Source organism: Bradyrhizobium sp. (assembly GCF_030697065.1).
Taxonomy (GTDB): domain Bacteria; phylum Pseudomonadota; class Alphaproteobacteria; order Rhizobiales; family Xanthobacteraceae; genus Bradyrhizobium.
Window position 1 is genome coordinate 1 of the sequence record NZ_JAUYQU010000123.1, and the last position, 12,358, is coordinate 12,358.

The 12,358-nt window shown below is 64.4% G+C and carries 9 protein-coding genes; 3 read left to right on the plus strand and 6 right to left on the minus strand.

The window, feature by feature from the left end; translation table 11 throughout:
* Positions 1-37 precede the first annotated feature (37 nt).
* The 6 genes from Q8R73_RS10245 to Q8R73_RS10270 all read right to left on the minus strand — a co-directional run bounded on the left by Q8R73_RS10245 (position 38) and on the right by Q8R73_RS10270 (position 7,903).
* On the minus strand, positions 38-1,294 hold the full coding sequence (locus tag Q8R73_RS10245; protein ID WP_305719431.1) for a mechanosensitive ion channel family protein: 1,257 nt from the start codon (positions 1,292-1,294) through the stop codon (positions 38-40).
* Entirely contained in the window at positions 1,209-2,477 is a 1,269-nt protein-coding gene (locus Q8R73_RS10250) for a hypothetical protein (protein ID WP_305719432.1), read from the minus strand. Before Q8R73_RS10250 ends, Q8R73_RS10245 begins: the two co-directional genes overlap by 86 nt.
* 274 nt (positions 2,478-2,751) lie before the next feature.
* Complete coding sequence (locus Q8R73_RS10255; RefSeq protein WP_305719433.1) at positions 2,752-3,864, minus strand: CaiB/BaiF CoA-transferase family protein; 1,113 nt, start codon at positions 3,862-3,864, stop codon at positions 2,752-2,754.
* Between the two features lie 169 nt (positions 3,865-4,033).
* On the minus strand, positions 4,034-4,834 hold the full coding sequence (locus tag Q8R73_RS10260) for a xanthine dehydrogenase family protein subunit M (protein ID WP_305719434.1): 801 nt from the start codon (positions 4,832-4,834) through the stop codon (positions 4,034-4,036).
* 142 nt (positions 4,835-4,976) lie between these two features.
* The gene (locus Q8R73_RS10265) at positions 4,977-7,316 is read right to left on the minus strand and encodes a xanthine dehydrogenase family protein molybdopterin-binding subunit (protein WP_305719435.1); all 2,340 of its coding nucleotides are present in this window, start codon (positions 7,314-7,316) and stop codon (positions 4,977-4,979) included.
* A 101-nt stretch (positions 7,317-7,417) separates the two neighbouring features.
* Positions 7,418-7,903 carry a (2Fe-2S)-binding protein gene (locus Q8R73_RS10270; protein WP_305719436.1) on the minus strand — a complete coding sequence of 162 codons (486 nt, stop codon included), beginning with the start codon at positions 7,901-7,903 and terminating at the stop codon, positions 7,418-7,420.
* A 322-nt stretch (positions 7,904-8,225) separates the two neighbouring features.
* Between Q8R73_RS10270 and Q8R73_RS10275 the strand changes: the two genes are divergently transcribed.
* The 3 genes from Q8R73_RS10275 (at position 8,226) to Q8R73_RS10285 (ending at position 11,754) form a co-directional block, all read left to right on the plus strand.
* Positions 8,226-8,897: a 3-oxoacid CoA-transferase subunit A gene (locus Q8R73_RS10275; RefSeq protein WP_371126072.1), complete on the plus strand. Its 672-nt coding sequence runs from the start codon at positions 8,226-8,228 to the stop codon at positions 8,895-8,897.
* Positions 8,894-9,589 (plus strand): 3-oxoacid CoA-transferase subunit B, encoded by a 696-nt coding sequence (locus Q8R73_RS10280; RefSeq protein ID WP_305719437.1) that lies wholly within the window; start codon positions 8,894-8,896, stop codon positions 9,587-9,589. The genes Q8R73_RS10275 and Q8R73_RS10280 overlap by 4 nt, the downstream gene beginning before the upstream one ends.
* Before the next feature lie 125 nt (positions 9,590-9,714).
* Positions 9,715-11,754 carry a methyl-accepting chemotaxis protein gene (locus Q8R73_RS10285; RefSeq protein WP_305719438.1) on the plus strand — a complete coding sequence of 680 codons (2,040 nt, stop codon included), beginning with the start codon at positions 9,715-9,717 and terminating at the stop codon, positions 11,752-11,754.
* The last annotated feature ends 604 nt before the right edge of the window (positions 11,755-12,358 follow it).

The following is a 12,358-nucleotide window of genomic DNA, read 5'->3' on the forward strand; positions in this document are numbered from 1 at the left end:
TGGTCCTTCGGACCATCCCGGAATGACGCCGAAGGCATCACCTCGCCGCCTTCCATGCGCTTGTCGGACTCGCGATATCCGCCTCCTCCAGCACCAGCAGATCTTCACCGGCGCCGCTCCGCTCGCGCGCCCCGGGATGCTCCTCGATCAGCGGTCCGGTGGTCCCCTCCGCAGCAGCGGCACCGGTGCGTTGGGCCCCGCGGGGCCGTGCTGCAGGCGCCTTGTGATCGCTGACGACATGCAGCGGCGGCGCCGCTCCCTTTTTGTCGGCGCCGAGATAGATCGTGCGATGCGGGTACGGGATCTCGATGCCCCGCTCGTCGAAAGCGGCCTTGATGCGCCGATAGAATTCCCGCTTGACGTTCCACTGGCCGAGCGGTCGGGTCTTGAAGCGGCCACGGAGCCATACCGCGGATTCCTGCAGACCCTCGACACCGACGACCTCGAACGGCTCGATGATCGTTTCAGCCAACGGGCCGCTCCTGGTCATGCCCGCCGCGACTTCAGCCATCAAGGCGAGAGCCTCGTCGATGTTTTCCCGATACGACACCGTCACGTCGACCACGGCATAGGCGAACAGCTTGGACATGTTCTTGACGGTTTGCACCTCGCCGAACGGTATGGTGTGGACGTTGCCGTCGAAATCCCTGAGGTGAACCGTCCGAACGCTGATCTTCTCGACCAGCCCGCTGTGCGATCCGACCTCCACGACATCGCCTACCGAGATGGTGTTCTCGACCAGGATGAAAATGCCCGTGATGACGTCCTTGACCAGCGTCTGCGCGCCGAAACCGAGGGCAAGGCCGAACACGCCTGCGCCCGCGAGCAACGGCGCGATGTTGACGCCGAGTTCCGAGAGCACGATCAGGCTGACAAACATCAGCAGCACGATCCGGAATGCGTTCAACAGGAAGGGCAGCAAGGTCTTCAGCCGCACGGATGCGGGGTTGCCAAGGGCGATCCGTTCGCTGAAGGCCGTTCCCACCTCCCAGATGATCAGCGCGACCGCCATCACCACGCCAATCGCGATGAATCGTCCCAACATGCCCTGCCCGCTGGACGAAGCGAGCCATTCGAGGGGGTGGCCGCCCCAGATTTCGATCAGCGCCAGGCCGGAAACCGCGACCACCATGCCCAGAAGAATCTGGCGAAGTACCGGCAGGTAGCGGTTGGCGCGTGCTTCGAGCCCCGGGTATTTCGCCCGCGTCTCATCGCTCAGCTCGAAGATGGTCGCGAACCCCCGGATCAGGCCGGCCAGCACCAGCCGCGCGAGCACGATCGTCACAACCGACATCAGCGACGCACGGGCGAGATAGGCAAATCCGCCCGGCACCCCCATGGCCCAGACGAGATAGACCGCTATCACATAGGCGATGACGAGCACGTGCCAGAATTCCGCGGCTTGCTTGCGCAGCCGCGCGACATTGTCGGGCGTTTCCGGTCCGCGCAGCTTGCGACTGACGCCGCTGCGAATTTGCATGATGAAGACGACTTTGCATGATGAAGACGACGCTCATGCCCGCGATGAACAGGGCGAGAAGATTGCCCAGGGAAGAATAGACCGGATGCGTCAGTCCGAGGAGCCAGCCGGTATGCAGGATGAAGTAGCCGTAAACGCCCGCATGCGTGAAGCGTCGCAGCCACAGAAATCCATAGGCGGCATTTTCGTCATTGAGGTAAAGGAGTCGCAGTCCCGGCGCGCCGGGAGCCAGGATCGCGCGGCCTGCCGCAATGATGGCGCGAGAAAGCACATTGGCGTTGACCAGCGTGACGACGGCCAGTCGAACCAGGAAACTCAGATCCACCACGGCTAGAACGCCGTATGCTGCAGCGGCGAAAGCCACGATGGGAAGGATGTCGAGTACGGTCCGGACGCACAGCAGGAACACGCGCGCGAGCATGCTGGTGCTGCTCCGCCCCTCGATGGCGCGTCTGGGTCGCGCCAGCAGACGCTTGGCAAGCCACTCGACCAGCAACGCCGCCGCCAGCACGGCGGCGATCATGGCGATCGCACCGGACAGCCATCCAAGCGTGGCCGGATCGGACAGACTTGTGATGGCGCGCTGCCCCAGATCGGGCAGTTGTTCCAGTTGACCTGCGAATCCGAGAATCGATCTGGATACATCTCCAAGCGACTCGGTGGCGCCTGCCAACCAGTCCTCGCGTCCTTCGGTGGGACGCACATCCTGGGCCTGCGCTTCGACGAGGCCGCGCAGACGCACGATGAACTCACCCCGGGCCTTGTCATCGGTGAGGGTATCCAGGAGCCGTTGCAAATCTTCCGTATCGGCCGCCTTGCCGGCGGCCGATGTCGGCGCGGGCTGTTGTAACGGGGACGACGCCGGAGCGGCGGCCGCGGCCGGTTGACTGGCGACGGATGGAGCGGTCTGCCGATCGACGCCCTGGGCCGCGCCGTGGCTTGCCGAGGCCACCAGGAAGATGAGCGAAAGCAGCTTGAGAAACCGGCTCGACGCCATGCAAAATTCCGTTTTCGCTTTGTCGATGCCTCCCTGTCCTGAAGGCGACAGGGAGGCCACCGCGCCCACCTGCACGCACCATCGAGGTCGATATTTGATCGGACTGCGGCGCGCGCCGGCCTCGACGCGGGGCTCGGACAAGTCAATGGGGGACGCGTCATGCTGACGCGGCGCGATCGGCGCAAGAAATCCGATCAATGAGTTGACAGTGTGACCGCCGATCCAGCAATTGGCGGATACGTGACGGAAGTGTGGAGACCGGCCGACGGAGGTACTACCTCTTCGCCTTCCACTCGTTCGTCAGTGCACCAATATCCGCCGCCTCCGGCTCCCGGATCGCAGAGGGCGTGCGGGAGAACCGCGGTGCCGGCGCCGGCTGCGTCACGCCGTGGCGCTCGACGAAAATCTTGCGCGCCGCCATGTGCGGATGTTTTGGCGCTTCCGCCATCGTCAGGATTGGCGCAAAGCAGATGTCGGTGCCTTCCATGATGGCGCACCACTCCTCGCGGCTCTTGCTCTTGAACACGGCCGTCAGTTTTTCCTTCAGCGCCGGCCAGGCCTTGCGGTCCATCTGCGCGTCGAAATCGGCGTCGGTCAGGCCGGCATGCTGGCGCAGCAGGGCGTAGAATTGCGGCTCGATCGATCCGATCGAGACGAAATTGCCGCAGGAACATTCATAGACGCCGTAGAAATGCGCGCCGCCGTCGAGGAAGTTCTGCTCGCGGCCCTCGGTCCAGCGCCCGATCGCGGTCATGTCGAAGAACATCGACATCAGCGACGCCGCGCCATCGCACATCGCGGCATCCACCACCTGGCCCTTGCCGGATTTCGAGGCTTCCAGCAGGGCAGCGAGCACGCCGACCACGACGTAGAGCGCGCCGCCGCCGAAATCGCCGACCAGGTTGAGCGGCGGCACCGGCCGTTCCTTCGGCCCGATCGCGGCCAGCGCGCCGGTGACGGAGATGTAGTTGATGTCGTGGCCGGCGGCCTGCGCCAGCGGGCCTTCCTGGCCCCATCCGGTCATGCGGCCATAGACCAGCCGCGGGTTGCGCGCCTGCACCACGTACGGTCCCAACCCCAGCCGCTCCATCACGCCGGGCCGAAAGCCCTCGATCAGTGCATCGGCATTGACGAGCAGGTCGAGCACCTGCGCCACCGCGGCCTTGTCCTTGAGGTCGAGTTCGACGACTTTGCGTCCGCGCCCCGCTACCGATTTCATGTTCTTTTTGGCGCCGACCCGGTCGAGCGTCACCACTTCCGCCCCCATGTCGGCCAGCATCATGCAGGCGAACGGGCCGGGGCCGATGCCGGCGAATTCGACGATGCGGAATCCCGCCAGCGGGCCGGAAATGCGGGTGGAGGAATTTGGGGCTGGTTTATCGAGCACGTTGTCGTTCTCCCGGGGAGGCATCTTTTTAATTAGCTGATTAGCTAAATTGTCAGGCCTTGCGGAGCATATGGCAAGCGCCGATTGGCTGGAACCTGACCAAATGCAGAGCGGCGCGCATCGCTGCGCGCCGCTTGCATGGGACTTGTGTTCTGGCGCTGCGAACCGATCAGCCGGCCGCGGCTACCGCGCGCTGCGCCATCACCTTGATCAGATTGGCGCGATAGGCCGAGGAGCCGTGGATATCGGCCAGCAGCCCGTCGGTGGGAATCGTGACGTTGTCGAGCGCGCCCGCCGACCAGTTGGCTTTCAGCGCGGCCTCGATGACAGGCACCCGCATCACCCCGTTCTGCGAGGCGCCGGTGGCGGCGACACGGACCTCGCCCGCCTTGGTCTGGGCCACGAACACCCCGGTCAGGGCAAAGCGCGAGGCGGGATGGCGCATTTTCGAGTAGCCGGCCTTGGCGGGAATCGGGAACGAGATCGCGGTGATGATCTCGCCGTCCTCCAGCGCCGTCGAGAACAGGCCCTTGAAGAACCCGTCGCCCGCGATCGTGCGCTTGTTGGTCTTGATGGTGGCCCCCAGCGCCAGCACGGCGGCTGGAAAATCCGCCGCCGGATCGTTGTTGGCGACCGAGCCGCCGATGGTGCCGCGGTAGCGCACCTGCGGATCGCCGAGCACCGAGGTGAGGTGCACGATCGCCGGGATCGTCTTTTTGGCTTCAGCGCTCTGCAGGATGTCGAAATAGGTGGTCGCGGCCTTGATGGTCAGCGCATCGCCCGACACGTCGATGCCGACCAGTTCCTTGATCCGGCCGAGATCGATCACGTCGGACGGCGAAGCCAGCCGCTGCTTCATGACCGGGAGCAGGGTGTGGCCGCCGGCGAGATATTTGGAGTCCGAACCTTTGGAAAACAGCGCTGCCGCTTCATCCACGGAAGAGGGGCGATGATAGGTGGTCTCGTACATGGTGCTGCTCCCTGTAACTTTCCCTTTGATCCCCTTGCGTCATTCCGGGGCGCGCAAGGCGCGAACCCGGACTCTCGAGAGGCCTGATCCTGTTTCAGATTCCGGGTTCGCCGCCATGCGGCGCCCCGGAATGACGAAGTCGTCAGCCGTGAATGGCGTGCCACACCCGGTCGGGTGTCGCCGGCATTTCCAGCTTGTTGTTGCCGATGGCATCGGTGATGGCATTGATGACGGCGGCGGATGCGCCGATCGCGCCGGCCTCGCCGCAGCCCTTGACGCCGAGCGGATTGCCCGGACACAGCGTCGTGGTGTGCGACAGCTTGAACGACGGCAGATCGTCGGCGCGCGGCATGGTGTAGTCCATGAACGACGCGGTCATCAACTGCCCGGTGCCGTCATAGACGGCGCCTTCCAGCAGCGCCTGGCCGATGCCCTGGGCGAGGCCGCCATGGACCTGGCCCTCGACGATCATCGGGTTGATCAGCGTGCCGAAATCGTCGGCCGCGACGAAATTGACGAAGGAGGTCTTGCCGGTGCCGGAATCGACCTCGATCTCGCAGATATAGGCGCCGGCCGGGAAGGTGAAGTTGGTGGGATCGTAGAACGCGCCCTCTTTCAGGCCGGGCTCCATGCCGTCGGGCAGATTGTGCGCGGTATAGGCGGCGAGCGCCACCATCGGCAGCGCGATCGACTTGTCGGTGCCGGTGACCTTGAACTCGCCGTTCTCGATCACGATGTCGGCCTCGGACGCCTCCAGCTGATGCGCCGCGATCTTCTTGGCCTTGGCCTCGACCTTCTCCATTGCCTTGAAGATGGCGGACATGCCGACCGCCGCCGAGCGCGAGCCATAGGTACCCATGCCGAACTGCACCTTGTCGGTGTCGCCGTGCACGATCGAGACTTGGCTGATTGGAATGCCGAGCCGGCCCGCGACCAATTGGGCAAACGTGGTTTCGTGGCCCTGGCCGTGGCTGTGCGATCCCGTCAGGATTTCGATGGTGCCGACCGGATTGACGCGGACCTCGGCGGATTCCCAGAGGCCGACGCCGGCGCCGAGGCTGCCGACCGCCTTCGACGGCGCGATGCCGCAGGCCTCGATGTAGCAGGAGATCCCGATGCCGCGCAGCTTGCCTTCGGTCTTGGCCTTCGCCTTGCGGGCGGGGAAGCCGGCATAGTCGATCGCCTTCATCGCCGAATCCAGCGAGGCGCCGAAATCGCCGACGTCGTAGGCCATGATGACAGGCGTCTGGTGCGGGAAGGTGGTGATGAAATTCTTGCGGCGCAATTCAGCCGGATCGACCTTCAATTGCCGCGCCGCGGTTTCCATCAGACGTTCGACGACAAAACTGGCTTCAGGCCGGCCGGCGCCCCGATAGGCGTCGACGGGGGTGGTGTTGGTGTAGACGCTGATCACCTCGGCGAAGATGTTGGGGATGTTGTACTGGCCCGACAGCAGCGTCGCATAGAGATAGGTCGGGACCGAGGAGGAGAACAGCGACATATAGGCGCCGAGATTGGCGTAGGTCTTGACCCGCAATCCCGTGATCTTGTTGTCCTTGTCGAACGCCATCTCGGCCTTGGTGAGGTGATCGCGGCCATGGGCGTCGGTGAGGAAGGCTTCGGAGCGGTCCCCGGTCCATTTCACCGGGCGGTTCACCTTCTTGGAGGCCCACAGCGCCACCATTTCCTCGGGGTAGATGAAGATCTTGGAGCCGAAGCCGCCACCGACATCGGGCGCCACCACCCGCAGCTTGTGCTCCTGCGCGATGTTGTAGAACGCCGACAGCACCAGGCGCGCAACATGCGGGTTCTGCGATGTCGTGTAGAGCGTAAAATGCTCCTCGGCGTCGTTGTACTCCGCGATCGCCGCGCGCGGCTCCATCGCGTTCGGCACCAGCCGGTTGTTGGTGATGTCGAGCGAGACCACGTTGGCCGCCGCCTTGAAGGCGGCGTCGGTGGCAGCTTCCTCGCCGATGGTCCAGTCGTAGATCACGTTGCCGGGGGCTTCCGGATGCAGTTGCGGCGCGCCCTCCTTGATCGCGGCGCGGATATCGGACGCAACCGGCAGTTCCTCATAGTTGACGACGACCGCTTCCGCCGCGTCCCGGGCCTGGTTCTTGGTCTCGGCAATCACTACCGCGACCGCCTGGCCGGCAAAGCGCACGATTTCCGGCGCCATCGCCGGCCACGCGCCCATCTTCATGCCGGTGCCGTCTTTCGACGTGATCGCCCAGCCGCAGATCAGGTTGCCGACCTTGTCGTCGACGATCTGCTGCCCGGTCAGCACCCCGACCACGCCGGGCATTTTCTCCGCCGCCGCGATGTCGATGCTCTTGATTTTGGCATGCGCGTGCGGGCTGCGGACGAAATGTGCGTGGGTCAGGCCCACCAGCTTGATGTCGTCGACGTAGCGGCCGCGGCCCGTGATGAAACGCCGGTCTTCCTTGCGCACAACGCTGGCGCCAATGCCCTCAACACCCATCGGATATCTCCCTGTCGGACCGCATCGTCAGCGCCGGATTTGTGAGGGCGCGTCGGCAGTCGGTTTTCTGAATTTCGAAGCTCGGATCGTGCAGGCGCGGGCTATTCCGCCGCCTGCGCAACCTTCATGCGGCCGGCGGCGTCGAGCACCGATTTGACGATATTGTGGTAGCCGGTACAGCGGCAGATGTTGCCCTCCAGCTCGTGCCGCACCGTCTCCTCGTCGAGCTTGCCACCATGGCGGTTGACGATGTCGATCGACGACATGATCATGCCCGGCGTGCAGTAACCGCACTGCAGGCCGTGATTGTCGCGGAATGCGGCCTGCATCGGATGCAGTTCGTCGCCCTTCGAGATGCCCTCGATGGTGGTGACATTGGCGCCGGCGGCCTGTCCGGCCAGCACGGTGCAGGACTTGACCGCCTGGCCGTCGATATGCACGACGCAGGCGCCGCACTGGCTGGTGTCGCAGCCGACATGGGTGCCGGTCAGGTTCAGCGTCTCGCGCAGGAGATGGACGAGGAGAGTCCGGTCCTCGACCTCGACCGACACAGCCTTGCCGTTCACCGTCAATTTGATGGTAGACACGCGTGATACCTCCCGATGATTTTTAATTGTTCTAATTAGAAGCACGCAGCCGGAACTTTGCAACTAGGATTTTGGTCGGGGTGGTCATTGTGATGTCGTGTTTCCCGTCGTCCCTGCGAACGCAGGGACCCATACCGCGTGATTTCTCTACTGGGGCGGGGACGGTCGACGTCGTTTGTCTCAACTGGCTCCGGGGATCATGGGTCCCTGCTTTCGCAGGGACGACAGCGTGGGCTTGGCGCGCATCCCCATGCATAATTGTGCCTTTCTCCCAAAAGCCCGATGCTCTATTGGCCCTGAACAACCCCAAGGGAGCCTCGAAGTGATCGACAAACAGGTCAAGACCACCGCCGAGGCCGTAGCCGGGGTTCGCGATGGCTCCACGGTGCTGGTGGCCGGATTCGGCGCCGTCGGCGTCGCCGATAACCTGCTCGAGGCCCTGCACGAACAGGGTGCAAGGGAGCTCACCATCGTCGCCAACAATTCCGGCAATGGCGATTACGGGCTGGCCCGGCTGATCAGCTCCGGCCGGGTCCGCAAGGTGATCTGCTCGTTTCCGCGTTCCGGCGACTACAGCGCCTTCCTCAACGCCTACCGTGCCAAAAGCCTCGAGCTGGAATTATTGCCGCAGGGCACCATTTCCGAGCGCATGCGCTGCCATGCCGCCGGTCTCGGCGGTTTCTTCTCGCCGGTTTCGGCGGGAACGAAGCTCGGGGAGGGCAAGGAGACCCGCGAAATCGACGGCCGGCTGCATGTGTTCGAGAAGCCCCTGAAGGGCGACGTCGCATTGATAAAGGCCAACAAGGCCGACCGCTGGGGCAATCTCAGCTACATCAAGTCGGCGCGGAATTTCAATCCGGTGATGGCGATGGCCGCCGATCTGACCGTGGTCGAGGTCGACCAAATGGTGGAGCTCGGCGAGATGGATCCGGAAGCCGTCGTCACCCCCAGTATTTTCGTCGACCGCGTGGTCGTTGTCGGAGCAAGCGCATGACCCCGGAGCCTCTGAACCGCGAACAAATGGCATGGCGCGCCGCGCAGGATTTAAGGGAAGGCGATTATGTCAATCTCGGCATCGGCATCCCGACGCTGGCGGCGAGCTATGTGCCGCCGGGGCGCGAGGTGATCTTCCACAGCGAAAACGGCATTCTGGGCATGGGGCCGAAACCTGCGCCCGGCAAGGAAGACCCCTATATGGTCGACGCCGGCAAGAACCTGACGACGCTGGTCGCCGGCGGCTGTTTCGTCCATCACGCCGACGCCTTCCTGATGATCCGCGGCGGCCACCTCGATGTCAGCCTGCTCGGCGCCTTCGAGGTGTCCGAAACCGGCGACCTCGCCAACTGGACCACCGAAGACCCCGCGTTCCCGCCGGGCGTCGGCGGCGCGATGGATCTCGCGGTCGGCGCCCGGGCGATCCGCGTCATCATGGAGCACACCAGCAAGAAGGGTGAGCCGCGCATCCTGAAGGCGTGCACCTATCCGCTGACGGCGGCAGGCTGCGTCAAGCGAATCTATACCAACCTCGCGGTGATCGATGTGACGCCGCAAGGCCTCATCGTGCTGGAATTGATTCCGGGCATGACGCTGGAAAAGCTGCAGGAATTGACCGAACCCCGGCTGCAACTGTCCCCCGACTGGAAGGTCCTGGCTCCGCCGGCCGCCCCGAAAGCCCGCGCGGCATAAGCCGACACCTATCTACGGGACCGAATTTACCGCCCCTTATCCATTCTGCCCTATTTTTCGGCACGGGATCGGGCGTTCGCGCCACCGAGCCCGCCTTTGGGAAAGAGATGGGGGTTGCGGTGGGAATGTCTGAGCGTAGCGGATCGGCCTCGAACCCTTCAAAACTCCCGACCTTGCGGCTTCGCGCCAAAATCATCCTCGGTTTTGCCGTCACGCTCGCCATCTCGGCGGCCAGCATGGGCATTGCCTTTTTCGGGTTCGAGCGCGTCGCGGCGGGCGTCGCCAGCTACCGCCACAGCGTCTCGGAAGCCGATCTGGCGCGCAACATCGACCGCGAGCTGATCTCCTATCAGGCGCTGGCGCGGTATTTCGTGGTGACCGGCAAGGAAGACGACGGCAAGGCGGCGCTGGCCGCCGAGTCCCGCCTGAGGGACGCCATCGACCAGTCGATGAAGGGCACGACCAATCCGGCGCGCCGCCAGCAGGTCGCGCGGCTCGGCGAGGAATTCCAGAACTTCAGCAAGCTGTTCGCCGGGATTCTCGCGACCAGGCAGGAAAGCGCGCAGTTGACGCAGAACCAGCTGATGCGCAGCGCCAATATGCTGCGCTACAAGCTCGACGATCTCCCCAGCAACGCCGACGATTCGGAACAGCAATCGATCCAGTTCGGCGCCAAGACGGTCAGTGATCAGTTCCAGGCGGTGACGGCGCTCACCAACACATTCGTCGTCAATTCCGACCCGACGGTCGCCGCCAGCGCGCTGGCGCGGCTCAGATTCGTCGATAACGCGCTCGGCATGATCCTTTCGAGCAACGTCAAGATCGTCGAAGGCCTCAAGGAAGCTGCCGCGCTGCTCGGCGAATACAAGCAGGCCCTGACCCGGCTGATCGACAATTCGAAATCCATCGTCGAACAAACCGCGGGGATGACGGAGAGGGCGACCGCGATCATGCAGGGCGCGAGCGCCTTGAAGGCGGACCTGGTGTCCGATCAGCAAAGAATAGAGTCCGGAACTAACGCGCTGATCGGCGAGACCGAGCGGCTAATTCTGATGCTGGCGGCCGGCGGCTTCCTGCTCGGCGCGGTATGGGCGTTGCTGCTGGGTAGGGGAATTTCCAGGCCGATCACGGCGATGTGCAAGGCGATGCGCGAACTGGCGGGGGGCCATTTCGACGTCGTGCTGCCCGGCCTCGGGCGCAAGGACGAAATCGGCGAGATGGCGGGCGCGGTGGAGGCATTCAAGCTGCAGGCGATCGCCAAGGCCGAGCGCGATGCCGCGACCCATGAAGCGCAGAACAAGGCCAGCAGCGCCGCGCGCCGCACCGAACTCATTCGTTTTGCCGACGACTTCGAGGCCGCCGTGGGCGCCATCGTCTCCAACGTGTCGGCCTCGGCGGTGCAGCTCGAATCCGCGGCCGGGACGCTGACGCGCACCGCGGAGACCACCCAGAGCCTGTCCAGCCAGGTGGCCGGCGCATCGGAAGAAGCCTCCAGCAACATGCAATCGGTCGCCACCGCGACCGAGGAGCTCTCCGCCTCCGTCGACGAGATCGGGCGACGGGTGCGCGAATCCAACAAGATCGCGGACGCGGCGGTGACCCAGGCCCGGCAGACCGATGGCCGCATCGGCAAACTGTCGCGTGCCGCGCAGGAGATCGGCGACGTGGTCAAGCTGATCACGGCGATCGCCGAGCAGACCAATCTGCTGGCGCTGAACGCCACCATCGAGGCCGCCCGCGCCGGCGACGCCGGCCGCGGATTCGCCGTCGTGGCCGCCGAAGTCAAATCGCTCGCCAGCCAGACCGCGAAGGCGACCGACGAGATCTCGTCGCACATCCTGGGCATGCAGGGCGCGACCCAGGAATCGGTTGCCGCCATCAAGGAGATCGGCGGCACCATCGGCCAGATCTCGGACATCGCCGCCTCGATCGCCAGCGCCGTGGAGCAGCAGGGTTCGGCGACGCAGGAGATCGCGCGCAGCGTTCAGACCGTCGCCCAGGGCACCCAGCAGGCGGCGGCGAACATCATGCAGGTCAATCGCGGCGCCACCGAAACCGGCTCCGCTTCCGAGGAAGTGCTGAACTCCGCGAAGACGCTGTCGAGCGAAAGCACCCGGTTGCGCGGCGAGCTCGACCGCTTCATGGCGAATATTCGCGCGGCGTGACCCCATCACCGCCGTCGTCCCGGCCCCCGAGCCGGGACCCATAGCCACCAGTGGACTTTGTTCGCGAGGTCTCGGGCTTGTGCCGCACCGTGAGGACACGGCGTATGGGCCCCGGCTCGGAGGCCGGGGCGACGGAGGGTTAATTGCTGGGCCAATTCAACACATCGACCCGACGGGCAAATCAGTTCGGGTTACCAGAATTCATGTCAAGCCCCTCGCGCAAAAATAATTCTGTTTACCAGAAATCATGATCAGGCTATATGTCTCGCCATCCCGTCCCATTCCAAGGGGCGTTGCGCAAGGTCACCAGTGCGGGACGGGGATGCGGTGGACGTGGATGGCGCTCCTGACCAGAGTGCCTGAAACGGATGCGAAATCGTGCGGTCCTGACACCTCGGTGCTGGTGTCAAGCTTGCGGTCAGTCCCGCAAGTGACGGTGGCAAGAAAGCCGATCACCGGGGAGACCACGTATAAGTAAAAACCATCGCGCGGGGAGTGCCGGGTGATTCCGGTGTGACCTGACAACGCGTGTGCGCTCTACCTCTACCCATTGCACACGTGGCTATCGGGCGCATCGGGCGCCCGGCATTCCCCGCGCCCTCTG

What these genes read in the sequence shown, in the direction of transcription:
- Q8R73_RS10265 (WP_305719435.1), bottom strand. Translation starts at nt 7,316, where the DNA reads ATGGGTGTTGAGGGCATTGGCGCCAGCGTTGTGCGCAAGGAAGACCGG.
- Q8R73_RS10285 (WP_305719438.1), top strand. Translation starts at nt 9,715, where the DNA reads ATGTCTGAGCGTAGCGGATCGGCCTCGAACCCTTCAAAACTCCCGACC.
- Q8R73_RS10245 (WP_305719431.1), bottom strand. Translation starts at nt 1,294, where the DNA reads ATGTCGGTTGTGACGATCGTGCTCGCGCGGCTGGTGCTGGCCGGCCTG.
- Q8R73_RS10250 (WP_305719432.1), bottom strand. Translation starts at nt 2,477, where the DNA reads ATGGCGTCGAGCCGGTTTCTCAAGCTGCTTTCGCTCATCTTCCTGGTG.
- Q8R73_RS10260 (WP_305719434.1), bottom strand. Translation starts at nt 4,834, where the DNA reads ATGTACGAGACCACCTATCATCGCCCCTCTTCCGTGGATGAAGCGGCA.
- Q8R73_RS10280 (WP_305719437.1), top strand. Translation starts at nt 8,894, where the DNA reads ATGACCCCGGAGCCTCTGAACCGCGAACAAATGGCATGGCGCGCCGCG.